This window comes from Streptomyces sp. E-08 (assembly GCF_049913095.1).
Classification (GTDB): Bacteria; Actinomycetota; Actinomycetes; order Streptomycetales; family Streptomycetaceae; genus Streptomyces.
Map to the genome: position 1 here is coordinate 330,735 of NZ_CP183971.1, position 25,037 is coordinate 355,771.

The 25,037-nt window shown below is 70.3% G+C and carries 29 protein-coding genes and 1 pseudogene; 18 read left to right on the top strand and 12 right to left on the bottom strand.

The genetic code is table 11. From position 1 onward, the window contains the following. The first annotated feature begins 56 nt into the window (after nucleotides 1-56). The 5 genes from ACN9MM_RS01645 (at nucleotide 57) to ACN9MM_RS01665 (ending at nucleotide 4,820) form a co-directional block, all read left to right on the top strand. On the top strand, nucleotides 57-1,103 hold the full coding sequence (locus ACN9MM_RS01645) for a hypothetical protein (RefSeq protein ID WP_426361933.1): 1,047 nt from the start codon (nucleotides 57-59) through the stop codon (nucleotides 1,101-1,103). After that, on the top strand, nucleotides 1,079-2,335 hold the full coding sequence (locus ACN9MM_RS01650) for an MFS transporter (RefSeq protein ID WP_426361934.1): 1,257 nt from the start codon (nucleotides 1,079-1,081) through the stop codon (nucleotides 2,333-2,335). The genes ACN9MM_RS01645 and ACN9MM_RS01650 overlap by 25 nt, the downstream gene beginning before the upstream one ends. 111 nt (nucleotides 2,336-2,446) lie before the next feature. Continuing rightward, nucleotides 2,447-3,286, top strand: coding sequence for an aldo/keto reductase (locus tag ACN9MM_RS01655; protein WP_426361935.1), 840 nt, complete (start codon nucleotides 2,447-2,449; stop codon nucleotides 3,284-3,286). Nucleotides 3,287-3,347: 61 nt separating this feature from the next. Next, on the top strand, nucleotides 3,348-4,358 hold the full coding sequence (locus ACN9MM_RS01660; RefSeq protein ID WP_426361936.1) for an aldo/keto reductase: 1,011 nt from the start codon (nucleotides 3,348-3,350) through the stop codon (nucleotides 4,356-4,358). Between the two features lie 42 nt (nucleotides 4,359-4,400). After that, nucleotides 4,401-4,820, top strand: coding sequence for an SRPBCC family protein (locus ACN9MM_RS01665; RefSeq protein WP_426361937.1), 420 nt, complete (start codon nucleotides 4,401-4,403; stop codon nucleotides 4,818-4,820). Nucleotides 4,821-5,336: 516 nt separating this feature from the next. Here the strand turns inward: ACN9MM_RS01665 and ACN9MM_RS01670 are convergent. Continuing rightward, nucleotides 5,337-5,843, bottom strand: coding sequence for an allene oxide cyclase barrel-like domain-containing protein (locus ACN9MM_RS01670; protein ID WP_426361938.1), 507 nt, complete (start codon nucleotides 5,841-5,843; stop codon nucleotides 5,337-5,339). Nucleotides 5,844-6,151: 308 nt separating this feature from the next. Here ACN9MM_RS01670 and ACN9MM_RS01675 point away from each other — a divergent pair, with 308 nt between their 5' ends. Continuing rightward, the gene (locus ACN9MM_RS01675) at nucleotides 6,152-6,637 is read left to right on the top strand and encodes a hypothetical protein (protein ID WP_426361939.1); all 486 of its coding nucleotides are present in this window, start codon (nucleotides 6,152-6,154) and stop codon (nucleotides 6,635-6,637) included. Nucleotides 6,638-6,646: 9 nt separating this feature from the next. Here the strand turns inward: ACN9MM_RS01675 and ACN9MM_RS01680 are convergent. From ACN9MM_RS01680 to ACN9MM_RS01690, 3 genes and pseudogenes are all read right to left on the bottom strand, one after another. Then, a pseudogene (locus ACN9MM_RS01680) lies at nucleotides 6,647-6,820 on the bottom strand (transposase); the annotation flags it as partial. Nucleotides 6,821-6,890: 70 nt separating this feature from the next. Further along, nucleotides 6,891-7,778, bottom strand: a complete 888-nt coding sequence (locus ACN9MM_RS01685) for a GNAT family N-acetyltransferase (protein ID WP_426361940.1) — start codon at nucleotides 7,776-7,778, stop codon at nucleotides 6,891-6,893. 101 nt (nucleotides 7,779-7,879) lie between these two features. Further along, the gene (locus tag ACN9MM_RS01690; protein WP_426361941.1) at nucleotides 7,880-8,362 is read right to left on the bottom strand and encodes a DedA family protein; all 483 of its coding nucleotides are present in this window, start codon (nucleotides 8,360-8,362) and stop codon (nucleotides 7,880-7,882) included. Between the two features lie 387 nt (nucleotides 8,363-8,749). Here ACN9MM_RS01690 and ACN9MM_RS01695 point away from each other — a divergent pair, with 387 nt between their 5' ends. Next, nucleotides 8,750-9,106, top strand: a complete 357-nt coding sequence (locus ACN9MM_RS01695; protein WP_426361942.1) for a DUF805 domain-containing protein — start codon at nucleotides 8,750-8,752, stop codon at nucleotides 9,104-9,106. A gap of 114 nt (nucleotides 9,107-9,220) precedes the next feature. Here ACN9MM_RS01695 and ACN9MM_RS01700 read toward each other — a convergent pair whose 3' ends face one another. Then, nucleotides 9,221-9,763, bottom strand: coding sequence for a hypothetical protein (locus ACN9MM_RS01700; RefSeq protein ID WP_426361943.1), 543 nt, complete (start codon nucleotides 9,761-9,763; stop codon nucleotides 9,221-9,223). A 384-nt stretch (nucleotides 9,764-10,147) separates the two neighbouring features. Here ACN9MM_RS01700 and ACN9MM_RS01705 point away from each other — a divergent pair, with 384 nt between their 5' ends. Continuing rightward, on the top strand, nucleotides 10,148-11,782 hold the full coding sequence (locus ACN9MM_RS01705) for an amidase (protein ID WP_426361944.1): 1,635 nt from the start codon (nucleotides 10,148-10,150) through the stop codon (nucleotides 11,780-11,782). A 268-nt stretch (nucleotides 11,783-12,050) separates the two neighbouring features. On the opposite strand, the gene ACN9MM_RS01710 is transcribed toward ACN9MM_RS01705, so the two are convergent. Beyond that, on the bottom strand, nucleotides 12,051-13,961 hold the full coding sequence (locus ACN9MM_RS01710; RefSeq protein ID WP_426361945.1) for a ricin-type beta-trefoil lectin domain protein: 1,911 nt from the start codon (nucleotides 13,959-13,961) through the stop codon (nucleotides 12,051-12,053). A gap of 410 nt (nucleotides 13,962-14,371) precedes the next feature. Between ACN9MM_RS01710 and ACN9MM_RS01715 the strand changes: the two genes are divergently transcribed. From ACN9MM_RS01715 to ACN9MM_RS01740, 6 genes are all read left to right on the top strand, one after another. Next, nucleotides 14,372-14,908 (top strand): hypothetical protein, encoded by a 537-nt coding sequence (locus tag ACN9MM_RS01715; RefSeq protein ID WP_426361946.1) that lies wholly within the window; start codon nucleotides 14,372-14,374, stop codon nucleotides 14,906-14,908. Nucleotides 14,909-15,022: 114 nt separating this feature from the next. Continuing rightward, entirely contained in the window at nucleotides 15,023-15,385 is a 363-nt protein-coding gene (locus ACN9MM_RS01720; RefSeq protein WP_426361947.1) for a DUF1304 domain-containing protein, read from the top strand. Further along, nucleotides 15,382-15,951 carry a TetR/AcrR family transcriptional regulator gene (locus ACN9MM_RS01725; RefSeq protein ID WP_426361948.1) on the top strand — a complete coding sequence of 190 codons (570 nt, stop codon included), beginning with the start codon at nucleotides 15,382-15,384 and terminating at the stop codon, nucleotides 15,949-15,951. The genes ACN9MM_RS01720 and ACN9MM_RS01725 overlap by 4 nt, the downstream gene beginning before the upstream one ends. 134 nt (nucleotides 15,952-16,085) lie before the next feature. Further along, nucleotides 16,086-16,211 carry a hypothetical protein gene (locus ACN9MM_RS01730; protein WP_426361949.1) on the top strand — a complete coding sequence of 42 codons (126 nt, stop codon included), beginning with the start codon at nucleotides 16,086-16,088 and terminating at the stop codon, nucleotides 16,209-16,211. 245 nt (nucleotides 16,212-16,456) lie between these two features. Further along, nucleotides 16,457-16,792: an SCO4225 family membrane protein gene (locus ACN9MM_RS01735; RefSeq protein WP_426361950.1), complete on the top strand. Its 336-nt coding sequence runs from the start codon at nucleotides 16,457-16,459 to the stop codon at nucleotides 16,790-16,792. Between the two features lie 363 nt (nucleotides 16,793-17,155). Continuing rightward, nucleotides 17,156-17,890, top strand: coding sequence for an alpha/beta hydrolase (locus ACN9MM_RS01740; RefSeq protein WP_426361951.1), 735 nt, complete (start codon nucleotides 17,156-17,158; stop codon nucleotides 17,888-17,890). Nucleotides 17,891-18,003: 113 nt separating this feature from the next. On the opposite strand, the gene ACN9MM_RS01745 is transcribed toward ACN9MM_RS01740, so the two are convergent. Next, the gene (locus tag ACN9MM_RS01745; protein WP_426361952.1) at nucleotides 18,004-19,122 is read right to left on the bottom strand and encodes an alkene reductase; all 1,119 of its coding nucleotides are present in this window, start codon (nucleotides 19,120-19,122) and stop codon (nucleotides 18,004-18,006) included. A gap of 66 nt (nucleotides 19,123-19,188) precedes the next feature. Here ACN9MM_RS01745 and ACN9MM_RS01750 point away from each other — a divergent pair, with 66 nt between their 5' ends. Next, nucleotides 19,189-19,551 (top strand): MerR family transcriptional regulator, encoded by a 363-nt coding sequence (locus tag ACN9MM_RS01750; protein WP_426361953.1) that lies wholly within the window; start codon nucleotides 19,189-19,191, stop codon nucleotides 19,549-19,551. 177 nt (nucleotides 19,552-19,728) lie between these two features. Beyond that, the gene (locus ACN9MM_RS01755; protein WP_426361954.1) at nucleotides 19,729-20,106 is read left to right on the top strand and encodes an FKBP-type peptidyl-prolyl cis-trans isomerase; all 378 of its coding nucleotides are present in this window, start codon (nucleotides 19,729-19,731) and stop codon (nucleotides 20,104-20,106) included. A 357-nt stretch (nucleotides 20,107-20,463) separates the two neighbouring features. Here the strand turns inward: ACN9MM_RS01755 and ACN9MM_RS01760 are convergent, their stop codons facing one another. Further along, nucleotides 20,464-21,045, bottom strand: a complete 582-nt coding sequence (locus ACN9MM_RS01760; protein ID WP_426361955.1) for an RBBP9/YdeN family alpha/beta hydrolase — start codon at nucleotides 21,043-21,045, stop codon at nucleotides 20,464-20,466. Between the two features lie 61 nt (nucleotides 21,046-21,106). On the opposite strand from ACN9MM_RS01760, the gene ACN9MM_RS01765 reads away from it, so the two are divergent. Together ACN9MM_RS01765 and ACN9MM_RS01770 are read left to right on the top strand one after the other, a co-directional pair. After that, nucleotides 21,107-21,724 (top strand): TetR/AcrR family transcriptional regulator, encoded by a 618-nt coding sequence (locus tag ACN9MM_RS01765; protein ID WP_426361956.1) that lies wholly within the window; start codon nucleotides 21,107-21,109, stop codon nucleotides 21,722-21,724. Between the two features lie 187 nt (nucleotides 21,725-21,911). Continuing rightward, nucleotides 21,912-22,805 carry an AraC family transcriptional regulator gene (locus ACN9MM_RS01770; protein ID WP_426361957.1) on the top strand — a complete coding sequence of 298 codons (894 nt, stop codon included), beginning with the start codon at nucleotides 21,912-21,914 and terminating at the stop codon, nucleotides 22,803-22,805. Nucleotides 22,806-22,962: 157 nt separating this feature from the next. Here the strand turns inward: ACN9MM_RS01770 and ACN9MM_RS01775 are convergent, their stop codons facing one another. The 4 genes from ACN9MM_RS01775 to ACN9MM_RS01790 all read right to left on the bottom strand — a co-directional run bounded on the left by ACN9MM_RS01775 (nucleotide 22,963) and on the right by ACN9MM_RS01790 (nucleotide 25,000). After that, entirely contained in the window at nucleotides 22,963-23,262 is a 300-nt protein-coding gene (locus tag ACN9MM_RS01775; RefSeq protein WP_426361958.1) for a hypothetical protein, read from the bottom strand. Between the two features lie 99 nt (nucleotides 23,263-23,361). Next, on the bottom strand, nucleotides 23,362-24,315 hold the full coding sequence (locus ACN9MM_RS01780) for a MerR family transcriptional regulator (RefSeq protein WP_426361959.1): 954 nt from the start codon (nucleotides 24,313-24,315) through the stop codon (nucleotides 23,362-23,364). Nucleotides 24,316-24,398: 83 nt separating this feature from the next. Beyond that, on the bottom strand, nucleotides 24,399-24,581 hold the full coding sequence (locus ACN9MM_RS01785) for a hypothetical protein (RefSeq protein WP_426361960.1): 183 nt from the start codon (nucleotides 24,579-24,581) through the stop codon (nucleotides 24,399-24,401). 125 nt (nucleotides 24,582-24,706) lie between these two features. Next, nucleotides 24,707-25,000 carry a hypothetical protein gene (locus ACN9MM_RS01790; RefSeq protein WP_383662351.1) on the bottom strand — a complete coding sequence of 98 codons (294 nt, stop codon included), beginning with the start codon at nucleotides 24,998-25,000 and terminating at the stop codon, nucleotides 24,707-24,709. Nucleotides 25,001-25,037 lie beyond the last annotated feature (37 nt).

A 25,037-nucleotide genomic window follows, 5' to 3' on the forward strand; every position in this document is an offset into this window, starting at 1 on the left:
CCGGCCGGAGCGGCCAGGCACTGACTCATGACTGCGACGGCGTCTGCGGTGTACTCGTGGCCGAGGTCACGGTCGCAGAGGTCATCGCCGACGTCTACAGCCCGCAGCGGCGGCCCGCCAGGCGCAGCGCGGCCGAGGCGGTGGAACCCGCCCGGCGCGAATGGGACGCCATGCAGCGCAAGCTGCGGTTCCATCGACACGGCAGCACCTCGATGATCCTGCGCGGTGCCACGGCGGACGCCGGGCACGGCACCCGTCCCGAGTTCGTCCTCAAACCGATCCTCTACCCGTTCACCCGGATCGGGACCCTCGCGCAGGCCACCCGCAGCTACGCGAAGACGTACGGCACGTCGAGCCCCGGGCCCCGGCACCTGGTGCGGGTGTGGGCCAGCTGGGACAGCTGGATCTTCATGGACTACATCGAGGGCAGGACGCTCGCCGAGCTCGTCCGCGAGGAGTGGGGGCCGGAGGCGGCCGGCGCGGGCCAGGCCGCCTCCCTTCGCCTGGACCGGCTCCGGGGAGAAGGGGCTGCTGCTCTTCGAGGCCCTGGAGGTCCTCCAGGGCCTCGCGCGCGACGACCCGGTCCGCGGCCGGCTCAAGAGCGTGCACGCGGACCTCGCACCCTCCAACATCATCGTGTCCGCGGCCGACGGCGCCTTCAAGCTCATCGACCTCGGCCGGAACTACCTGTACACCCACACCGTCACCGGGACGGCGGGGCCGAGGCCGCCTACATCGCTCCGGAGGTGAAATCCGGCGAGACCGAGATAGCCCGGGCCGACCTCTACTCGCTCGGGCAGCTGCTGATCCTCTTCGGCGCCGGACGGGCGAGCGCCGACGGCGTCGTACCCGACATCTTCTCCATGGGCGCCGCGCTGCTCGCGCGGTTCGTCGAGGACCTGGTCGACGACGACCCGAGCCGGTGGCTGCTCATCTTCTCCGCCGGAGCCGGGCCCGCGTGCTGCGACCACCAGCATCCAGAGCCCACGCACTACCCGCGTTTGCACTTATCGCGCGCATGCAATTATTGTGAAGGCACGCAAAGAGCTCACTCAATCAATTACGGAAGGGCTGCGCCATGCCGCTCGCACTCCTCGCTCTAGCAGTCGGGGCCTTCGGAGTCGGAACCACCGAGTTCGTCGTCATGGGGCTGCTGCCCGAGATCGCCGGCGACTACGGCGTCTCCATCCCCACCGCCGGCCTGCTGGTCACCGGCTACGCGCTCGGCGTCGTCATCGGCGCGCCCCTGCTGACCGTCCTCGGCAACAGGGTCAGCCGCAAGAAGATGCTCATGGCGCTGATGGGCCTGTTCGTCCTCGGCAACCTCGTCTCCGCCCTCGCCCCGAGCTTCGAGCTGATGCTGGCGGGCCGCGTGATCGCCTCGCTCGCACACGGTTCGTTCTTCGGCATCGGCTCCGTCGTCGCCGCGGGGCTCGTCGCCCCCGACAAGAAGGCCGGCGCCATCGCCACCATGTTCACCGGACTGACGGTCGCCAACATCGTCGGCGTCCCGCTGGGCACGTTCATCGGGCAGGCGGTGGGCTGGCGCACCACCTTCGCGCTCGTCGCCGCGCTCGGTGTGATCGGGCTGCTCGGCATCGCCCGTCTCGTACCGGCCATGCCCCGCCCCGAAGGCACCCGCCTGCGGCGGGAGCTGAAGGCGTTCCGCAACCCGCAGGTGCTGCTCGCGATGGCCATGACCGTACTCGGCTTCGGCGGAGTCTTCGCCGCGATCACCTACATCGCGCCGATGATGACGCACGCCGCCGGCTACTCCGACGGCGCCGTGACCTGGCTGCTCGTACTGTTCGGCGTCGGCATGTTCCTCGGCAACCTGCTCGGCGGGCACTTCGCCGACCGCGCCCTGATGCCCCTGCTGTACGCCACGCTCGGCGGCCTCGCGGTCGTGCTCGCCCTCTTCACCGTGACCGCACACCACAAGGTGCTCGCCGCGATCACCATCCTGCTCGTCGGGGCGCTCGGCTTCGCCACCGTGCCGCCGCTGCAGAAGCGCGTGCTCGACCAGGCGCACGGCGCGCCGACGCTGGCCTCGGCCGTCAACATCGGCGCCTTCAACCTCGGCAACGCCCTCGCCGCATGGCTCGGCGGCCTCGTCATCGCCGCCGGCCTCGGTTACACCGCCCCGAACTGGGTCGGCGCCGTCCTCGCCGCCGCCGCACTGCTGCTCGCTCTCTGGTCGGCAGCGCTGGAGCGCCGAGGACCCGCGAAGGGCGCCGAAGCGGATCCGTCGGGTACGGACAGGGCCGGTCGAGACCGGGCCGCCGGGGTCACGGCGTCCGCGTCCGCACCCGCCCCCGTACACGTACATCACTGAACCCACCCGTAGCAGGAACACCGTCCCGGGCATCCCCCAGACCGTCCGCTACGCCCTCCCCCGCACCACCGAGCGCACCGCGCTCACCAAGTGAAGGAGCACCCGCTCACCATGGCACCGTCCACCGTCCCCGCCGTCCCCGCCGTCACGCTGAACAACGGCGTCGAGATCCCGCAGCTCGGATTCGGCGTCTTCCAGGTCGCCGACGACGCGACCACCGACGCCGTCACGGCCGCCCTCGAGGCCGGATACCGCAGCATCGACACCGCCGCCGTCTACGGCAACGAGGCCGGTGTCGGCCGCGCCCTCCGAGCCTCCGGGACGGCCCGCGAGGAGCTGTTCGTCACCACGAAGCTCTGGAACGCCGACCAGGGCTACGACGCCACCCTGCGGGCCTTCGACGCCAGCCTGGCCAAGCTCGGCCTGGACTACGTCGACCTGTACCTGATCCACTGGCCGACGCCGGCCCGCGACCTGTACCGCGACTCCTGGCGCGCCCTGGAGCGGCTCGCCGAGGAGGGCCGGATCCGCGCCGCCGGCGTCTCCAACTTCCAGCCCGAGCACCTGCGCCGGCTGATGGACGGCTCCGCGCTGACCCCGGCCGTCAACCAGATAGAGCTGCACCCCGCGCTGCAGCAGTCGGAGCTGCGCGCCTTCCACGGCGAGCACCGGATCGCGACCGAGGCGTGGAGCCCGCTGGCGCAGGGCGCGGTCCTCGACGACCCGGCGATCGTCGCGATCGCCGCCTCCCACGGCAAGACGCCCGCCCAGGTCGTCATCCGCTGGCACCTTCAGCTCGGCAACGTGGTGATCCCCAAGTCGGTCACCCCGGCCCGTATCCGCGCCAACCTCGACGTCTTCGACTTCGTCCTGACGGACGAGGAGATGGCGGCGATCGCCGGTCTCGACCGCGACCTGCGGACCGGCCCGCACCCCGACGAGCTGAACTGACCCGCTTCGTCGCCCACCGGGCGCATCCGCTCCCCCACTGAGAACTCAGAAGGCAATCGCGATGTCACTCACCGAAATCATCCCCGGCCGACTCGGCTTCGGTACCGCTCCGCTCGGCAACATGTTCCGCGCCATCCCCGACGACGAGGCCCTCGCCACCGTCGAGGCGGCCTGGGACCAGGGCATCCGCCTGTACGACAGCGCCCCGTTCTACGGAGCGGGTCTGGCCGAGGAGCGTCTCGGCCAGGTGCTCGCCGGCAAGCCCCGCGACTCCTACGTCCTGTCGACCAAGGTCGGCCGGGTCATCCTCGACGAGCACGAGACCGCCGCGCGCTCCCTCGGCGAGAAGGGCGGGCTCTTCGAGCACGGCAACCCGAACAAGATGGTCCACGAGTGGACCGCCGAGGCCACCGAGCGCTCCATCGAGGACAGCCTCAAGCGCCTCGGAACCGACCGCCTGGACATCGTCTGGGTCCACGACATCGCGCAGGACTTCCACGGCGACCTGTGGCTGCAGAAGTTCGAAGAGGCCCGTACCGGTGCCTTCCGCGTACTGTCCCGGCTGCGCGAAGAGGGCGTCATCAAGGCCTGGGGCCTCGGCGTCAACAGGACCGAGCCGATCGAGCTGACCCTCGCGCTAGACGAGCCGCGCCCCGACGGCTTCCTGCTCGCCGGCCGCTACACGCTGCTCGACCACGAGCACGCCCTGGAGCGGCTGCTGCCCGCGGCGCAGGAGCAGGGCGTCGACATGGTCGTCGGCGGACCGTACAGCTCCGGCATCCTCGCCGGCGGCACCCACTTCGAGTACCAGCAGGCCCCGCCCGAGATCATCGAGCGCGTCGGAAGGCTGAGGGCTCTCGCCGACCGCCACGGCGTCGGCGTCAAGGCCGCCGCCCTGCAGTTCTCCCTCGCGCACCCGGTCGCGGCAGCCGTCATCCCGGGCGCCACCCGACCGAGCCGGATCGCCGAGGACGCCGCCGCCCTCGACGAGCCCGTCCCGGCCGCGTTCTGGACCGACCTCCGCGCCGCCGGCCTGGTCAGCCCGGCCGCACCGCTCCCCCACGGCGCCTGATCACCCCGCGCCCCCTCTCCCCCACTGCAACAGGAGAAGACCATGGCTTCCACGTCCGTCTCCCGCGTCGTACCAGCCTCGCCCCAGAAGGTCTGGGACCTCATCGGCGGCTTCGACGCCCTCCCGGACTGGCTTCCCTTCATCCCCGAGAGCACTCCGCTCGAAGGCGGCCGGGTCCGTCGGCTGAAGAACCCGAACGGCGAGGTCATCGTCGAGCGCCTGGTGGACTTCAACGAGGCCGAGCGCCACTACAGCTACGCCATCCTCCAGGCCCCGTTCCCGGTCGACGGCTACGTCTCCACCCTCCGCGTCCACACCGTCCCAGGCCGCGACGACCTCGCCGAGGTCCAGTGGTCGGGCCGCTTCACCCCCCACAACACCACGGACGACGAGGTCGTCGCCCTGTTCGCCGGCATCTACCGCGACGGCCTCGAAGCACTCCACAGGACCCTCACGGCCTGACCTCACAGGAACGTGACTTCCTGTGGCCGGGGAAGGAACGGCACTCACCAGATCCCCGCGGCGGCCGAATCCACGGCGGGGTGAAATCCGGATACCGCCGGCAGGGATCGCCGCGCTGCGCAGCCCGAGCCGTGGGCAGCGGACCGTACGGTGAGGATTCGCTTCGCCGTTGAAGGAGGCCTCTCGGTACCACTGGCATCAGCAGACGGCTCCGCCACCGGCACCCGGCCCGCGGGTGGGGGTCCCCGGTTGGCTGGAACAGCTGAATGCGGATCTGGACGCGCTGTCGATGAATACGAGACTCACGCCCGAGGAACGGTTCCAAGCCCGCCAGACTCTGATCCAGCGGGCGTACGGTGCCCACTGACCCCTTCGACACACACCTTCTCGGCCTCGTCTCCTGACCTGTCTGGTCGATGAGGAGATCGGCGGCCTCGGCTCGTAAGGGGCCTTGAAAGCCCCCGCCAGAGTTCACCGGGCGGGGGCTGGGTCGGGGTCAGGGCCGGGGGCGGTCGATCAGTCGAGGTCGATCGTGAATCGCCTCGTGCCCGGAGCGATCGTGTCGGCGTGGACCGAGCCACGAGCCCGGGAGTACTTGCCGGTGCCGCCGGTGATCGCGTTGTCGAAGGAAGGGGGAGGGCCCGGGATGAGAATCCCGAAGACCATCCCCTGCACGGAGAGCTGGCCTCCCGGGAGGGTGTAGGTCACGACGCACTCCTCTGCGCCACCGTCCTCGACCCGTGTGGTGGTGCAGACACCCCCGGTCTCGCCTACCTGCGTGCCCTTCTGGTCGAAGAGAACCGAGCGGAAGACGGTCCGGTCGCCCTGGGCGGGGCTGCCGCCGGGATTGACGGGGAACCGCGACTGCTGCGCGAGCCGACCGGTGAGAGTGATGATCCGGCCCTTTCCCTTGGCGTGGGCGGAGTCGTTGTCGGACGCGGCGGCGTTCACGACGGGGGCGCAGGCGAGAAGGGCGGCGAGCGCGGTGGCCGTGCCGAGACAGGCTGCTCTGGGGGGGCGCATCAAGTGGCTCCTGGGGTTGTTGGTCGTGCGTGGTCTGGTGACGCATTCATAACCACAGCGCTGCCGCCTACCGGCGCGACCATCACAAGATCCGACCGATCGGACGAGCCCGTCCGTCTGCCGCCTGTCGCCTGTCGCCTGCCGCCTGTCGCCTCGCCTGTCGCCTGTCGCCTCGCCTGTCGCCTCACTGTCCGTCCGCCAGGCCAACCAGCACGCCGTCGGATCCAGAAGGCAGGGGGCGCCGGATCGGACCGAGCCCGACGACCATGCACAGGCGCCTCGTCACCGCAGCATGGCAGCATGCGGCAATGGTCTTTCGACACCCCGACGGCGACTACGCCATCACGGTGATGTACTCCGTGCCCGATGACGCCTGGTATCTGGAACTGGATCTCGTAGCCGGGCAACGGACTCTCGTCACCGCAATCGTCCCCGACGAGGATCCGGCACGGGAACCGACGGTCTGCTTCAACCCGCACGGAGGGGATGTTGACGTCCCGTACGAGGTCATGCGCTGGTTCATGCACCAGGTCGACGAAGAGATCCGTACCTCTCGTGCCTGGATGCGGCTGAGACCGGAACTCGTCGAGGTCATCCACCAGCTCCGCCAGGAGCACATGGGCGTCCTCGACGATGCCGACTTTCCCCAGGTTCTTGCAGACGTGCGCACTGCAGTCCCCGAAGGAGACCTCCCTGCCGTTCTAGAGGCCGCCTTCGGGCGGAATCCTGACGGCACGACCACCGACCACTCGCCGACGCCCCAGCCTAAAAACGGTCAGGAAGACAGGGCTTAACTGATCGTTTCAGAATGAGGTTCGTAGGCGACGGAGGCAGATGACACTGCAGGCCAGTTCGAGCAGGCCCTGGTGGAGGCCGGCTCGTCGTTCGTAGCGGGTGCGGAGCCGTTTGAACTGATGCAGCCAGGCGAAGGCGCGCTCGACGACCCAAAGGACCCTGCCCAGTCCGGAGCCGTGGGCAGTCGTCCAAGTCCAGCAGATCGGCGCGGCGCAACTCGGTCAGCGCAAGATCCGAGGGTCACCTGATTGGTCAGAAAGGCTGGTGGGCGTAGAGCTTGCGCCACTGGTCATCGGTGCCCCGCTCGCTCATCCCGGCGGCCCGGTAGACGCTGAGAGCGCCGGCAGAGTTGTGGGTGTCGACGTCGACGCCCACGCTGTGATGGCCACGGTCCCGGAGGAGCCGGAAGACGGTGCGCATCAACTGCGTGCCGATGCCGCGGCCGCGGTAGGCATCGAGAACTCCGAGCCAGGCGATCCATGCGCGCTCTGACGGGTCGCGAGCGATGACAGCACCCGCACAGACCCCATCGACCTCGGCCAGCCACCACAGGGCCGCGTCGTAGCTGCCGCGCTGTCGCTGGTCACGGTCGAACTCGGCGAAGGTACGCCGTTGGTGGTTCCAGTGGCCGGCCAGCGCGTCCTCCAGTACAGAGTGGACGGCGCGCCGGTCCTGGTCATCGGCAGCGACGCGCAGTTGCACACCGAGGGGTGGCTGAGCCGGTTCAGGGAACTCGGTGGTGTCCAGGTCGACTCTGAGGCGCGTGTAGCTGTGCACGATGCTCCAGCGCTCGGCGGCCATGAGGTCATGGGCCGGGCAGTTGGGCAGCTGAAACATGGTCACGGGGGTGTTGGGGTGTGGCGCGTCCCGTAGCACCCACTCGTCGAGCAGGTGAAGCAGTGCTCGGGCCGTGTCCATAGCGCCGTCTGCGGGTGCAAGGATGAGATGGGCCCGGAGTTGGCCGGCCTGCGGTGCCGGATGAAGGGCGACGAAGCCGCTGAGCCGACCCTCCTTCGACTCCACGACCATCGTCCGCGACGCCACATCCAGGCCGGGGCTCGCGAGCAGGTCACGCACGTCTGCTCGCGTCGTCTCCCGGCGCCCGATTGCGGCGTGCTCGGCGCAGCCGAAGAGATCCAAGATCGCTCGATGTCAGACTCGTTGACGGCTCTGCAATCCACACGGTCACCGTCGCAGGACCGCCGTCCGACGAGAGGAAGAGGCCACATCGCAGAACCGGCTCAGGAGTGGTCGGGCACGGTGACATCGGCGGACTGGGCCGGCCTTCTTCGGCGGTACACCACCACCCCGCACACCGCAAGGAAGAGGACGACCACTGCGGACATCCCGAGGGCCGTCCGTTCGGCGAAGAGCCGTCCCAGTACTTCGAGCACGCCGAGCCCCGCGGTCGCATAGATCAGTGCCCAGGCCGCTCCGCCCACGAACAGGGCGGGAAGGTAGCGCGGCAACGGCATGCGCATGCTGCCCGCGAGGAAGTTGGCGGCGGTCTGGAAACCGACGGTCAGGAAGGAGACGGCCACCACCGGCGCTCCCCACCGTTGGATCGCCCGCTCGGCGCGCAGGAACTTCGCCGAGGAGATCCGCCCGGCGAACCTGCTGCGCCGGGCCCCGGCGCCGGCGAGCCACCCGACGGCGAACGTCCCTCCGGCGCGAAGCAGGATGATGACGTACAGGGCCCCGGCCGTGAGCGCGACCTTATCCACGACGCCTCGCCCCGGGCACCGGGCCGAGACCCGCGTGCCCCGTCATCCGCCCCGGGCGCCCCGTCCTGCCGGGCGCACGATGCGCGCAAGCCCGGTCGTCGTCTCTCACCTGCGCCCGCCTCTGCCCGTCGTGCCGTCTGGATTCCCGCCCGCCGCATCGGAACCCGAACCCGCACGCCCGAGTCCCGCACGCCAGGCAAGGTCAGCCTAACCTAACGCGTCATGGTAGGTACACGGCACCTCGCTGCCCGGACGCCAGGACACCAAGAACGGAGGAGCGCCACACCAAGATTCATTGAAGCGAAAGCAATCCGATCGATCCTGCGCAAAGCTGTGCTCCACAGGGACAGAATCCCGCTCGCACCACCTGACCGTTGGGGGAAATAAGTGAATTGGTACCTCGAAGTCCTCAAGAAGTACGTCGCGTTCAGTGGGCGTGCGCGCCGACAGGAACACTGGATGTTCTTACTGTTCAACATCATCGCGGTGATCATCGTCGTGGCGATCGATCTCGCACTCGGCACCTTCCCGCTGCTCTACCCGATCTACTTCCTGGCCGTGCTCCTGCCCCACCTCGGCGTGACCGTCCGCCGCCTGCACGACACCGGCCGCTCCGGCTGGTCGATCCTCCTCGGCCTGATACCCCTGGTCGGCGCCGTCATCCTGGTCGTCTTCCTCGCCACCGAGGGCGAGCGGAACGACAACGCGTACGGCCCCAGCCCGAAGCCCGCCACGGCGTACTGACAGACCGCACCCCCTCTGCACCGCCGCACCGTCCGCGGCGCGCCGGTGAACGCGGCCGCCCCCGGCCCCGGCCCCGGGCGGGGTCGGGGACGGGGACGGGGCAGAGGCGATCGGTCAGCAGGGCCGGATATGGAAGACGGGGGTCCAGCTCGCGGTCCCCGTGGACTTGGCCACGTTCGACCAGCGTTCACTGCCGTCCGAGTTGTAGAAGCGGGCTCGCGTGCCCGGGGTCTGGTTGTTGTTGAAGGTGCCGTCGCCGATGCCGTCGAAGTCGTAGTAGCCGCAGCGGTAGAAGTCGTAGTTCCGGCCGCGCCCATCCGTGATGCACAGATGACCGTCCCCGCACGCCAGGGCCGTTTCGGGTGAGGCCAGGTCGCGGGTCTCGGAGCGGCCGGGCACGGCGAGGGTGACGGTGCCGCCGGCGGTGGCGATCCGGTTCGCGGAGATCTGGCGGGCCTGCGGATCCTGCGCGAGGAAGGAGTCGACCTGGCGCCGGAGCTCCGCCGTCTGCCCCTCGGACAGCCCGGCGGCACGGGCCTGCCCGGCGTAGACGGCCCGCTGACCGGCCGGAGCGGTCGTGGCGTGTGCGGACAGGACGGGTCCTGCGATCAGGGCGGCTGCGGCGGTCATGATCGCCAGAGTCTTGCGCGCGGGCATGATGGATCCCCTCTGCTTGCTACCAGCGGAAAGGCGGCCCGATTCCACGACGGTCCGCCCGGATATCGCCGCCCAGCCTTCCACGGGCAGAGCAGCCCAATAAGGACGAAATCGGTCGCCGATACAGGACCTCGCCCTCCACCGCCTGCAACTGGCGACCCGGCAGCCCCACTCGCCTCGCACGCGCGTACGCGCATCGATGCATGGGGCAACGATTCTTCCCGCGTGGGACACGGGCCCGCCCGGCCGTCGGCCTTGACGACGCGAACGGTCGGCACGGGTGGCGTGAAAGAAGGTGAACGGAGTCACAGCCTCCGCCGCGCTCTCCCGTACCCGGCCGTGGCGGTCTTGCGCGGGTGCTCCTCCTGCAGTGGTCTGTCCCCCATGAAGAAGAGAAGTGTGAGGGCACTGACCACGGCTCTGGCGGTGGCACCCCTTCTTGCGGCGGGCGTGCCGGGGCCGTCCGCGCAGGCCGTCGAAGCACGCACCGACAGTTCCTCGCTCCCCGTCGAGTCGGCACTCGTACGCGGCCTGGACCTGGACACGGTCACGATCCCCGAGTTACAGGCGCACATGAAGCGCGGGTCCCTGACCTCGTCCGAACTGACACGGGCGTACCTGCGGCGGATCAAGACGGTCGACCCGAAGATCGACGCGGTGCTGCGCACCAGCCCGACGGCGCTGAGTCAGGCGGCCGCCAGCGACCTCAGGCATCGCAGCGGGAAGGTGCGCGGCCCGCTCGACGGCATCCCCGTCCTGCTCAAGGACAACGTGAACACCCGCGACATGCCGACGACGGCCGGGTCAGTGGCCCTGGCCGGAAGCCCGCCGGACACGGACGCGGAACTGGTCGGGAGGCTGCGTGCGGCAGGGGCGGTGATCCTCGGCAAGACCAACATGTCCGAATGGGCCAACTTCCGTGCGGCCAAGCCGACGTCGGGCTGGTCGGCGGTGGGCGGACAGACGCACAACCCGTACGTCCTGGATCGCAATCCGTGCGGATCGTCGTCCGGCTCGGCCGCCGCCATCGCCGCCTCCTTGGCGCAGGTGGCGATCGGCACCGAGACGGACGGCTCCATCGTCTGTCCGGCCGGGATGAACGGGGTCGTGGGCCACAAGCCCAGCCTCGGACTGGTCAGCCAGTCAGGCGTCGTCCCGATCTCCGCCGAGCAGGACACGGCCGGCCCCATGGCCCGCAACGTCATCGACACCGCGCTCACCCTCGCGGTGCTCAGCGGCCACAAGGTCGCGGGCTCCGGCGGCGCCCTCGGCCCCACGGAGGCGGTCACGCGCGCCGACGGTCTGCGTGGCGGTCCGCACGGCGGTCTCCGCGGCAAACGCATCGGCCTGTGGCGGCTCCCCTCACTCGGCGCCGACGTGGACGCCCTGATGACCCGGACCGGGGCACAGCTGCGTGCCGCCGGGGCCCACGTCGTCGAGGTGACACCGCCGTACCAGGACCGGCTCGCCGAGCTCGAGTTCCCGGCCCTGCTGAGCGAGTTCCACCGGGACCTCGACGCCTACCTCGCTTCACGCGAGGGGCCTCGCGACCTCGCCGCGCTGATCGAGTTCAACCGTACGCACCCGGCCGAGCGGGCCTGCTTCGCCGGCCAGGAACTGTTCGAGCAGGCCCTGGCCGCGCCGTCGACCACGGACCCGCGCTACCGGGCCGTGCGAGCCGAGCTGAAGGACCTGTCCCGGCGGTCCATCGACGAGACCATGACCGCTCATGACCTGGACGCCATCGCCTCCCCGGCGAACCCGCCGGCGTGGACCACCGATTGCGCGCGGGGCGACAACGACGTGATCCCGTCCTCCACCCCGGCGGCGGTAGCCGGGTACCCCTCGCTGTCCGTACCCGCCGGGTTCGTCGGCGAGTTGCCGGTCGGCCTGCTCCTCATGGCCGGCGACCATCAGGACACCGACCTGCTGTCGCTGGGAGCGGCGGTGGAACAGCGCCTCCAGGCCTGGCAGGCACCCCGGTACCTGCCGACAGTGGGACCGCCCTCGGCCGAGTAGCCGGCCCGGGCAGGGACGTCCCGTCCCGAGGCTCGCCGAGAACGCGCCCGGTTCCCCGCCGGACAGCACCCGTGGGGGCGCCGTCCGGCGGGAGCCCACCGGTCAGGAGACAGCCGTCATGGTGACGACGACGGCGGCGGCTGCGGTCGGATCACCGGTGCGGATCAAGTGGTCCGCCTCGGCGCCGGGGGCGGGGGGCGGCGGTTCTCCGGTGGCGCCGGCGCGGCATGCGGTGTCCGGGGAGGAGCGTCACGGACGGCCGAACGGATCAGGAGGGCTGGTGGGTCCACTTCTGATGGGCGGCGCCGGTGCAGGTCCAGATCTGGGCGCGGGTGCCGTCGGCCGAGGAATTGCCCGTGACGTCCAGGCACTTGTCGGCGGCGGTGTTCACGACGTCGTGTGTCGTGGGGTTGTACGACCAGCGCTGCGCACCGGTCCCGTTGCAGGTGTAGAGCTGCACCTTGACGCCGTCGCCGGTTCCGGCTCCCGTGACGTCGAGGCACTTGCCCAGGGCCCTGACGGTGCCGTCGGCGGCGAGCGTCCAGCGCTGGGCCGCTGTTCCGTTGCAGGTGTAGAGCTGGACGGGGGTGCCGTCGGCGGTGGACGCTCCGGCGACGTCGAGGCACTTCCCGGCGAGGCCGGTCAGCGGTCCGGTCGGCGCGCCCGTGGTCGTACCCGACCAGGTGAAGGTGGCGGTGGTGCGGGCGGGCAGGGTGTACGTGAAGGACTGGCCGCCCCAGTCGACGCGGAGGGACTGGGCGGAGGAGCCGGCGTTGTGGGCGATGAGCGCCTTCGAGCCGTCCGGGTTGCGCCAGGCCACGTTCGGGACGGTGGAGTCGTCGGTGGAGGCGATCCTGTACGCGCCGGGCCGGACGAACTTGGTGAGGTGACCGGTCGTGTAGTACTCGATCGTGTAGTCGACCTGTCCGGCGCGCGGACCGCCCTCCTGGACGGTGATCAGCCCGGTGCAGGTGCCGCAGCCGCCGTTGTGCGGGCCCATGTCCTGGTTGAGCGCCAGGCTCCACTTCACGAGGCTGCTGCTCCAGTTCCGGGCGTATCCGACGAGGTCCTTGAGATCCTCGTCGTGCTGGTTCGTGATCCAGGTGCCGCCGGAGTGCTCCGTGCTGAACTGCCGTACGGACGGGTACTGGTCGTGGACCTGGCTGCCGACGGCCGGGTCCCCGGCGTAGCCGTGCCAGGCGATGCCGCCGAAGAGGGGGTCGTTCCGTACACCGCTGTCACCCAGGACGGCCGCGCCGAAGTTCGCGTAGTCGCCGTAGTTCCAGTCGTGCACGAGGACCTTGGTGGTGATGCCGGCGGCGCGGAACGCCGGGTAGACGTGGTTCTTGGTGAACTCGACGAGGCCGGAGGGGTTCCAGCTCATGCCCGGGTAGTTCATGGCGGTGGGGTTGCCGGCCTGGCAGCAGTTGGGCTCGTTCTGGACGGAGAGGTAGTCGACCTTGATCCCGGCTGCCTGGTAGCTCTGGATGTACTTGACCAGGTACTGGGCGTAGAGCGGGTAGTACTCCCACTTCAGCCAGCCCATCTGGTCCATCCGGCCGTTGTCCTTCATCCATCCCGGGGCACTCCACGGCACCGCCTTCACCCGCAGGGCCGGGTTGAGCTGCTTGGCCTGGGCGGTCAGCAGCCGCACGTTCGTGTCGTAGCCGTTGGATCCGAAGTCGGCGAGGTCGCAGCAGGTGTCGTCGAGGGAGACGTTGCCGGGCCGGGAGAGGTCAGAGGCGCCGATCGGATTGCGGACGAAGGACAGGCCGATCCCGTCGGAGGGCGAGAACAGCTTGCGCATGACCTCGTCGCGGGTGGCGGCGCTGACCGCCCCGCCACGCAGGAGATGGGCGGTGGTGTCGGTGATGGACGCGCCGGCACCCTCGAACTGCTGGTAGGTGACGGAATCGTCGACGGTGATGGTGTGGCTCGCGCTGCCTCCGGCGGGGCCGAAGGCGAGGGGCGCCTGCGGGGCCAGACCCCGCGTCACGGTACGGCCTCCGGCGTCGGAGGTGGTCGTCAGCCAGACGTCGACCCGCTCACCGGCGGCCTGCGCGACGCCGGGGCCGGTCACGACCAGACCGCTCGCGAGCAGGACGCCGGATACGAGAGCGGCGAGACGACGGGGGCGCGACCGCCCGCGTCCCGCGTACAACCAAGAACTGCTCAGCACCTGACATGCCTTTCGGTGGGGACGCTCGCGGCGCCGCTACGGACGGCCCGGCCGCGGCGGGCCGGTCCGTCGTGCGCGCGCCACAAGACGACGGCAAGGCTTTTATCAAGGTGTGAAGTTATGGAGGCGCCAGACCTTCCGTCAAGCCCTCTCACACGTCAACTCGCACTGAGCAAAGCGACGTTCGGCCCGGCTCCACCTCGATGACGTGATCACGCGCGCGACGGTCCGACTCGCTCCGCGACGCAACCACTCCCCTCGACATGCCTGGTGACCGGTGGGCGCGCCCGAGGCCATGGGGACAACCCCCGGAGGGTTCCGCCAGATAGCGGGCAGGCCACGCGCGGTGCGGGACGGAAGGATCAGGACCACGGAAACGACAGTCCTCCCGTCACGGATCGAGACTCCACATGACACACGCCGCGCAGCAGACATCGTCGACCCGCTCCCACTCCCCCGCCCGCGCCCGTTCCGTCGAGGCCGGCGCCTCGACACCGCCGACGGTGGTGCGAGGGGCGTTGGCCTTATGGGTGACGGCGGTTGCGGCCGGCGTGTTCGAAACCGCGCTGGCCCTAGTGAAGATGGCGGGCGACGGTTCGGGTTCCGCCGGCGAGATCGCCGTCGGTCTCGCCATCCGACTGCCCGTCTTCACTGCGGCACTGCTGATCGCGGTCCAGATGCGCCGCGGACACCACTGGGCACGGATGACTCTGGCGCTCGGCCTCGGCGTCGCGGGAACCGCGTCGATGGTGGCCCAGCCGATCCGGGCCCTGGCCCAGGGCCACTCCCTCGGTACGGCATGGAGGGAGGCGGGAGCGATGGACCTGGCATTCGGCGCCAGTCGCACGCTGCACGCGGCAGCCGTCCTCGGCGCGGTCGTGTTGATGTTCCTCCCTGCCGCGAATGCGTACTTCCGCGCCCGCCGCGGTGATCTTCACCGCCGGTGACACGAGGCCCGTGCCGTACACATCACGGACGGCCTGAGCAGTCATCGAGAATTGATGGACAGGTGTCCAGGTATCATGGACACCTGTCCACTAATTCGAGAGGTCCGTATTCCGATGGAATCAACCGCAAACGTCCTGGTCGGGCTCGTAGCCGCCCTGCATGCCTACATCCTGGTCCTGGAGATGTTCCTGTGGCAGCGGGGGCCCGGCCGCAAGCTCTCGGGCTTCGACGCCGCCATGGCCAAGGCCACCGCGCCGCTGGCCGCGAACCAGGGCCTCTACAACGGCTTCCTGGCCGCCGGGCTCGTCTGGGGCCTGATCGCGGATGACCCCACCGGGTTCCGGGTCCAGGTCTTCTTCCTCGTCTGCGTGGTCGTCGCCGGCCTGTACGGCGGACTCACCACCAATCGACGGATTCTCACGGCCCAGGCGACTCCGGGCGCCCTGGCGCTCGCCGCCGTGCTGATCGCCCGATGAACGCCGCGTCCCCCGGCGATCCCCGTACGGCACGGACCAGGGCCAAGCTCGGCCGGGCACTCCTGGAGGAATGCGCCCAGCGCCCGCTGGCGGACGTGAGCGTCGCCGCGCTCGTACGCCGGGCGGGCGTCGGCCGCGCCACGTTCTACCTCCACTACACAGACCTGGAGGCCCTCGCGGTCGACGCCTGCGCGGACATCGTCCGCGAAGCCGTGGACGCCCTGCACGCATGGCGGGGGACGCCCGACCCCGAGGCTCCTCCCGCGGCCCTGCTGGCGTTCTTCGAGCGCATCGCCCCGCACACCGTGCTCTACCGCGAGCTGCTGCGCCCGGGCGGAAGCGGTCCCCTCGGGGTCGTACTCCACCAGGACCTGCGGGCCCGAAGCCGTACCGAGCGCGCCCTGGCCGGCGCCCCGGAACCGGACCTGGTCGCCTCCGCCGTGGCAGCGACGTTCGCGGGAGTACTCGCCGACTGGCTGCACGGCCTCATCGACGCCACCCCGCCCGAGATCGCGCACCGCGTCTGGCGACTCCTCATCAACCTGCACCGCACGCCACTTCCCTGACGGCCATCAGCGCGAACGGAGCAGGCGAGGTCGACGCCGGACGACCGTCCAAAGATGCCTTCGTGGTGACAGATGTCGCGTGGGCTCGGATGCGGAGGGGCCTCCGCTTCGGGCAGGTTGTCGAAGGTGTCGTCGTGAAGGTTCCTCGCCCCGGTGCGATCGGGATCTTCGTGGACATCGGCCTGGGTGTCGGCGGCTTCGTCGACGTCCTGCTGCTTCCGGAACGCAGCGAGGACTGGCCGACGGAGGGCACGTCATAGACGAGTTCTGGGTCCAGCACCGCCCCGCGAGCCCGCAGGGGGCCGCGCCCCCGACGCCGACCGACGCCCACCCCGGCCACCGCGCCGCCCTCACGACTGCCGCCGCCGTGATCAACTACACGACCCCCAACGCGCAGGCCCCCACAACGGATTGAGTAGCGCTACTCAGGCGCCGGCGGCCGCCGCGCCGCACGATGGAACCCTCGTCGACACGGCGGAACCGATCCGCCCAGGAGGAATCAATCATGCGAGACAGCCGCCCCCGCACCTTCGTCCGGCTCACGTTCGCCAACCCCGCCTCGCTGGTCTACCTCGGCCTGGTGGTCGCGGCGGCGCTCCCCATGGTGTTCGCCTCGGCGACCGCAGACAACAGCTTCGCGGCCGTCTGGATGCTCCTGATCACCGCGCCCACCAGCATGCTCCTGCTCCTCCCCGACTTCGCGGACGGCGACTCGGGCCTGGCGATCGGGTACTTCTACGCGGCGCTGTCCCTCGCAGCGCTGCTTCAGTCCTTCGTCCTCGGCCTCATATACCGGGGCCTCCGGGGAAACCCGGCGCAGCAGGCCCGCACCACCACGTGAGAACCGGAACGGATCAGCAGTCGTGTGCGGAGAGTACGAGGTGAGGGTTCATGTCGGGCGACCGCAGTTTGCACCCTCTCGAGAGAACTGCTTCGTCACCTCCGCGACGAACCGATCGCGGGTCCTGCGGCGCCGGCCCGAGCGCGGTCCGGCGCAGTGGGTGCCGCCCCGTGTGTCCTCGTACTCGCCAAAACCCGTTTGCCGGAGCGCGGCGGCCGCTGTTACGTTTTCGATGGCCGTGCGAGAGAACAAGGAGGTGGTACCCGTGAACGTATCGACATGGGTGCTCCCCTCCGGGGTCACGGTCGGGCGATAGGTCGTCGTCCGGGAGCGCCGTCACTGTGCACTCCGAAAGGCACGACCATGCATTTCACTTCCGAACAGCGCCTCGCCGACAACCTCCTCGAGCGCGCATTCACCCTCGGCGACATCCCCGGCATCCTGTGGACGCCCGAATCCGCGTCCACGCCGGCACCGCTGATCCTGCTCGGCCACCCTCCCCTCGGGCTGCGCACCATGTACCCGCGGCTTCTGGACCGGGCCCGGCACTGCGCCGCACGGGGCTTCGCCGCCGCCACCATCGAGCTCCCCGGAAGCGGCGACCGTCCTCGTCTGCCCGCCGTCGACCAGGCCCGCGCCGACCTCCGCCAGGCCATCGAAGCCGGCGAACCGGTCACCGACGAGATCATCGACGCCCTCGTCCTCCCCCTCGTCGACAAGGCCGTCCCCGAATGGCAGGCCGCCCTCGACACGCTGCTGTCGCTGCCTGGCATCAGCGGACCCGTCGGGTACTCGGGCGGCGTGATCTCCATCGGCGTCCGGCTCGCGGTGGTCGAACCGCGCGTCTCCGCCGCCGTCCTGTACGCCGGGAGCTTCGTGCCCCGCGCCATGTTCGAAGAAGCCCGCCACGTCACCATTCCCCTTCACGTCCTGCTGCAATGGGACGACCAGGGGAACGACCGACAGGCGTCCCTGGACCTGTTCGACGCCCTCGGCTCCGAAGAGAAGACCCTCCACGCCAACATGGGCGGGCACACCGGCGTCCCGCAGTACGCGAGCGACGCCGCAGACCAGTTCTTCACCCGACACCTGAGGTGACACCGGCTCACCGCACCGACGACAGACCGTGAGCCGTGCCGGGCAGGAGACTCTGCCCGGCCGGCCCCGGCTCTTCCGCCGGATGACGAGTCGGCACACGGTGCGCCCTCTCGTCAGAGCGCGGCCGGCACGGGCGTGGCCAGTGTGGGGTAGTCGGTGTAGCCCGTCGCCCCGCCCGTGTACATCAGGTACTGGTCCCGTACGGCGTTGAGCGACGCACCCACGCGCAGGCGTTCGACCAGGTCGGGGTTGGCCAGGAAGCCGCGGCCGAGGGAGATCAGGTCGGCCCCCGCGGCGAGCAGCCGCTCGGCGGCGCCACGGCCTCCGTCGGCGGGCAGCGGTCCGCCCCATCCCAGGACGGGGTTGGCGACCAGTGTGCCCGGCCAGGCCTTGCGGATCTCCTGGAACAGCGGCTGGTCCGGGTCGGCGAACACGACGTGCAGGTAGGCGAGTCCCTGGTCGGCCAGGGCGGCCACGAGAGCGGGGTAGATGCTGTCGGTGTCGCCCTCCTCGATGCCGTTGACGCCGACTCCGGGAGAGATGCGCGCACCCACCCTCTCGGGTCCGATCTCATGGGCCACGGCCCGTACCACCTCCACCGCGAACCGGATCCGGTGTGCTACGTCACCGCCGTACGCGTCGGTGCGCCGGTTGGTGTTCTTCGCGAGGAACTGGTGGATCAGGTACCCGTTGGCGGCGTGCACCTCGACCCCCTCGAAGCCCGCGTCCACGGCCCGCCGTGCGGCGGCGGCGAAGTCGGCCACGGTCGAGCGGATCTCCTCGACCGTCAGCTCACGGGGGACGACGGACGGCCGGGGTCCGCCGGGGGTGTGGATCTCCTCCGGGAGCGCCACCGGCGAGGGCGCGACGGGCACGTGCCCGCTGGTGTCGGGGTGGCCGACCCGCCCTCCGTGCTGCAGCTGCACGAACATCCGTCCGCCGGCCTCCCGCACCGCATCGGTGACCCGTCGCCATCCGGCCACGTGGGCCGCCGTGTGGAGCGCGGGGATGTCGGCGTAGGTCTGGCCGACGGCGTTCGGTGTGGTGGCCTCGGCGATGATCAGGCCGGCAGAGGCGCGCTGGGCGTAGTAGGCGGCCATGAGCGGCGTCGGTACTCCGTCGGCGTCGGCGCGGTTGCGCGTCAGCGGGGCCATGACCAGCCGGTTGGGCAGGGAGAGGGGGCCGAGGGTGGTCGACTCGAAGAGGCGGGATCCGCCTGCGTTGTTCGTCATGCCGGTACCGTAGAACTTGACACCAATGTCAGGTTCAAGAGCAGACCGCGGGAACGGGGAGTGGGTATGCGGATCGGCGAACTGGCACGACGCGCCGGAGTGAGCGAGCGCTCCCTGCGCTACTACGAGCAGCAGGGCCTGCTGCTCTCCGAGCGCACCCCCGGCGGCCATCGGGCGTACGGGGAGTGGGCGGTCGACCGGGTCGTCCGCATCCAGGCCCTGTACGCGGCGGGCCTGGGCAGCAAGAAGATCGCGCTGCTGCTTCCGTGCATGCGGGACAGCGACGGCGGCCCGACCGCCATCACCACCGGCGAGCTGGTCGAGGAACTGACCGCCGAACGCGACCGCATCGACCGCATGATCCTCGACCTCATCCGCTCGCGCGACGTGCTCGACGAGGTCATCGACGCCGCGACCGTCACCACCTGAAGTGCGCGCAGGCGGGGTGGAGCGGTGGCGCACCTCTGGCCGTAGCAGAGGGCTGGTGCCGGAGCTGCCGCACTCCAGGGGTCCGCGTTCTCGGTAGCGTGATCGTCTACCGCGTGGAGTGACCATGCGACCGGCTGGTCCGTACGAGGACTTCCGGCGGAGAGTGATGAGGCTGCAATGAGTGAACTGACGAAGCCCGAGGTCGACCTTCCGCAGGGTGACGCGCCCACCGAGCTGACGATCCGGGACCTCGTCGTCGGGGACGGGCCCGAGGCGAAGCCCGGCCGGGTCGTCCAGGTTCACTACGTCGGGGTCACCTTCGCGTCCGGGAAGGAGTTCGACGCCTCTTGGGACCGGGGTCAGCCGTTCAAGTTCGCCGTGGGTGGTGGCAGGGTCATCAAGGGCTGGGACCGGGGGATCAGAGGGATGAAGGTCGGCGGCCGGCGCGAGATCGTCGTTCCGCCGCGCCTCGGCTACGGCAAGCAGTCGCCCTCGTCGCTGATCCCGGCGAACTCGACGCTCGTCTTCGTGGTGGACCTGCTCTCGGTGGTCTGAGATCGACCGGCCGCTGCCCGGCCGCTCCGTTCGGGAAGAAGCCGGGTGGCGCCTGCCGGGGTTGAAGGACGGGGGGCGCCTGCCCGGGGTGAAGGCCGGGTGGCGCCTGCCCGGGGTGAAGGCCGGGTGGCATCTGCCGGGGTGAAGGCCGGGTGGCGCCTGCCCGGGGTGAAGGCCGGGTGGCATCTGCCGGGGTGAAGGCCGGGTGGCGCCTGCCCGGGCTCTGCACCACGGGTGCGCGGCCGTCGATCGGACGGTTCCTCCGCAACGACTGGCACGGTCCGGCAGCGGTCCCCGGAGGCATCAGGGTCGGCCGGTCCCGCCGGGCCGGGGCGGTTGCGTTCGGCCGCCGGCCGGTCAGGTCGCGATCAGTTCCGTGACGAGCCGGACGGCCTCCGGTACCTCGACGTGGTCATCCGGGGTCGCGCCGAAGTGTCCTCCGGCAGCCGTCACCACGGCGGTCGCTCCGAGGCCGTCGACGAGCAGCCGGACATGTTCGGTCGGGTCCGGCTGGTTGACCGGGTCGTCCATGGCCTGGAGGACGCGGAAGTGACGGGCGGAGCGACGGATCCGGTCCCAGTCGAAGCCTCCCTCGAAGAACTCGGCGAGCGCGTCGTACCCGACCTCGTGGGCGGACGTCGCCACCAGGAGCACCCCCGCGAAGAAGCCGTGGGTCTCGGGGTCGTACTGCTCCAGGAAGCGCAGCACGTTGACCCCGCCGATGCTGTGCCCGACGAGCACGGTGGTTTCGGCCGGACCGGCGGCCAGGACCGCTTCGCCGTAGGTCTTGCGCCAGGGCTCCAGCCGGGGGGTGGCGGTGTCCGGCAGGCGGGGCACGGTCACTCGGTGTCCTGCTGCCGCGAGCCGCTCGGTCAGGTACGGGAACCAGACGCTGTCGTCGCCGGCGCCGTAGCCGTGCGACACCACGATCTCACTCATGATCCACTCCCCCAATCAAAACGCTCCGTATCGTTTCGATTCACGAAAGCACGCTGCTACCGTGAACGACGTGCCCACCGGAGAATCCCAAGGCCGCCGGACCGGCGGACGGATCCGCAGCCAGGACGCCCACGACGCCGTCCTCGCCACCGCGATCGAACTCGTCGAGGAACTCGGCTACCAGGCCGTCACCATGGAACGCATCGCCGCGCGTGCCGATGTCGCCAAGAGCACCGTCTACCGCTGGTGGAAGTCGAAGCCGGCCCTGGTCATGGACGCGTACCGCACGGCCGTCGAACAACGGATGCCCGAACCCGACACCGGGTCGCTCGCCGGCGACCTGACCGCCTTCGCCATCGCGTTGTACGGGGTCACCGCGCACCCCGTCCGGGTGAGGACTCTCCGCGGGCTCATGGCAGAGGCGCAGCTCGACCCCGCCTTCGCCGAACCGTTCCAAGAGTGGGTGGAGAGCCGACGCGCGGTGGTGCTCGCCCTGCTCGCGCGGGGCGTGCGCCGCGACGAACTCCCGGCCACCGCCGATCTGGCCGCCGCCACCGACCACTTCTTCGGGCTGTTCTGGTACCGCCTCCTGGTCGGCCACGCGCCACTCCAGCCGGAGCAGGCCCCCGGCCACGTGGAGCAACTGCTCCATGGACTCCTCGCGCACCACGATCGCTAGGACGGGCAGGAGCGCGGGCCGACAGCTCGAACATGCCGTCACCGTGCCGGAGGGCCCTTCCTGGGCGAGCGCGCCACGTACGCCTCGCGACGCGGTTGGTCACCCGATCGTTCCGGGCACGGATCATCGGGTGCTGGAAGGGTGGCGATTCCTACGGTGAAGACATCAGAAGGAAGGACGAGCAGCCGTGCTTGAGCAGCTCAACCAGGCACTCGAACACATCGAGCGCTGCCTCGAAGCGGACGCCGACCAGGAGATCGACGTCGCCGAGGTCGCCCGGATCGCCATGGCGTCGGAGTACCACTTCCGGCGCCTGTTCTCGGCGCTCGCCGGCATGCCGCTCTCCGTGTACGTACGGCGCCGGCGCATGACGCTCGCCGGGGCCGAGGTGCTGGGCGGGGAGCGGACGCTGCTCGACGTGGCCGTGCGGTACGGGTACGGCTCGGGCGAGGCGTTCGCCCGGGCGTTCCGGTCGGTGCACGGCATCGGGCCCGGCGAGGCCCGGCGCACGGGTGCGACGCTCACGGCGCAGCCGCGCATGTCCTTCCGTGTCGTCGTCGAAGGGAGTACGACCATGCGGTACCGGATCGTCGAGAAGGAGGCGTTTCGGGTCGTCGGCAGGAAGGCCCGGGTGCCTCTCGTGCACGAGGGGGTCAACGCGGCGGCCGCCGCGCACGTCCAGAGTCTGGACATGCAGGCGATCGTACGGATGAAGGAGCTGGCCGACGGGGAGCCGAAGGGGGTGCTGTCGGCGGTGGAGCACCTGACCGACAGCCGGGAGGAAGGGGCCGAGGTGGACTACTGGATCGGTGTGGTCGCCGGGCCCGAGGCGAGCGCGGAGGAGCTCGAAGCTCTCGACGTGCCGGCCGGGACGTGGGCGGTCTTCGACAACCACGGGCCGTATCCGAGCGCCCTCCAGGAGCTGTGGCGGGACGTGTTCACGCAGTGGTTCCCGTCGAACCCGTACGCGAGCCGGCCGGGTCCGGAGCTGCTGCGGACGCAGCCGGTGGAGATCGGCACGGAGACGGGCTCCCAGCTGTGGATCCCGGTCGAGCGGGTGAGCGGGAACACCGGGGCGTGAGGACCGGGACCCGGAGGTCGTCCACCACACGGTGGACGACCTCCAGGTCCGTGCCGACCCATGTGGGCGAACGCGACAGTACGGGGCAGGCGTTCCACGTGCCGCCGGGGCGGGACCTCCGGGCTGCCCGCGAGGGTGAGGGTGCCTGGTCAGGCCCTCAGGCTCCGCCTTCCCGGGCCGACGCTATACCCGCCCGTACCGCTTCCAGCAGGGCTTCCAAGCCCTGCGCCCGCTGCCAGTCCTCCGCCGAGTGGTGCCATGTGTGCTGCGTCGCCGGGGCTTCGGGCGGACCGGCGACGATCACGACGGTCCATCTCCCTTTCCGGTCCGGGCCCGTGACCCTCAGGTCCATGTTCCGGATGTGGAACCGGTGCGGATGGCTGCTGAAGACCTCCAGGATCCGGCCGTCGAACACGTAGAAGTCTCTGCCCAGCCTGGCCGTGATCTCGTCGGTCATGGAGCGACGCTACACACGGCGACCCGCCGCAGCCAGGCCCCGTTCGTCACGAGGTCCGTCGTCCCTTCCTTCGTCGAGGACGGTGTGCTCGTGATCGGCTCACCGCTGCTCGTCCATGCGGCTACGGAGGGCCTCAGCGGCCCAGGTCAGCACGGGTTCCAGACTCTCCGGGGCCGGCCAGCCGTTGACGACGGCCAGCAGCGACAGGTACCGGTCCCGGCGCGGGTCGTTCATCTGCTCCAGCCGGGCGGCGAGGCCTCGGTGGAGGGCGGGAGCCGGGGGTGCGGCCTCGCGCCCGAGGATGTGCGCGTAGTAGAGCACCAGCGCGGCCACGATCGGCTCCGCCTCGGCCGAGTCCGGCTCGACACCGGCCTCGAGAGCCGGCGCCACCTGGGCCCGGACGGCTTCCGCGAGGATCCGGGGCAGCCCCGTGGCATGGTCCGGCGCCTGGTCCGTCGCCAGATCCCGCGCCATGCCGTGCAACGCGGAGCGGAAGTCGTCGTCCTGGGAGAGCTCGGCCAGCTCCGTCCACGCCTCGATCTGCTCGGGCTCGGGGTCGTCGGGAAGCTCGGGTGTCAGCGACCGGGTCGCCGCCGCGAAGACGGGGTTGTCGCGCAGGCCGTCGAAGACGGCATCGAGGAAGTCGTCGATCAGGCAGTGCCGTTCGGATTCCGACAGACGGGCAAGCTGGTGCATGAGTTCCATCTCCTGGGGTGTCGAGCCGCGCCGGGCCACCGACGTCAGCACGGCGCGGCGCTGCCGCAGGACGCGGATCTGCACGTCCAGTGCCTCGGCGTGCGTCGCCGCGACGTCCGTCAGCGAGACCTCCCGGTCCATGACCTTGCGGATCGTGGCCAGATCGATTCCGAGTTCGCGGAGGGTGCGTACGAGTTCGATGCGCGCGACGGCATCGGAGCCGTACCGGCGGTATCCGGAAGGGGTGCGGTCGGTCGGTGGCACGATCCCGGTGTCCGCGTAGAAGCGGATGGCCTTCACCGTCAGACCCGTCCGCCGTGCCAGGTCACCGATCGAGTGGAGCGTCTCGCCGTTCATGGCCCCAGCTTCGCGTCTCCCCCTACCGGAGACTCAAGCCTTCCGGCCACCGGACCCTTCCGCACAGGAGCCGGGGATCAGAGCTACAGCGGCTCACCGCAGCTGCGACAGGTGGACTCGCCCTCCTCATAGACCATGCCGCAGCAGTACGTGGCGTCGCCCTGGGTCCCGTCGTCGCCCCAGTCGCAGCCGAGCTCCTGATGGACGGCCAGGCCCTGCGGGTAGCCGAAGTCGATGTCACAGCTGGGGCAGACGTACGACGTCACGAACTCATCCTTCCGACTCTTGGCAGCGCGGCTTCTGGGGGCCGTGTGCGGCGTCCGACGCCTGGCACCGAGGTCTCCCGCCGGCGCAGCCTGACCAGTTCCGGCAAATCATTCCGGTCAGGGTGCTAGTGGACGACCACCTTGTGCGCCGGGAGGATCGTGGGCTGTACGTCGGCGTGGCCGAGGTCGGCCAGGATCGGGCCGAAGGTCTTCGCGTGGGCTTCGAGGGCCTCCACGCTCTCCCAGACCTCGGTCACATGGAACCCGTCGTCGCCCTGGCCCGCGGCGTGCGAGATGAGACCCGGATTCCCGAGGTCCGCGAACTGCGTGAAGCCCTGCCCGTCGGTCACGCGCTCGATGACCGCGTCGTAGAGCTCCTGTCCCGCGCCGGGGAAGGTGAAGGTGACGATGATGGCCATGTGAATGCCCCCCTGTCCGGGTCCGCCGCACGGCTGC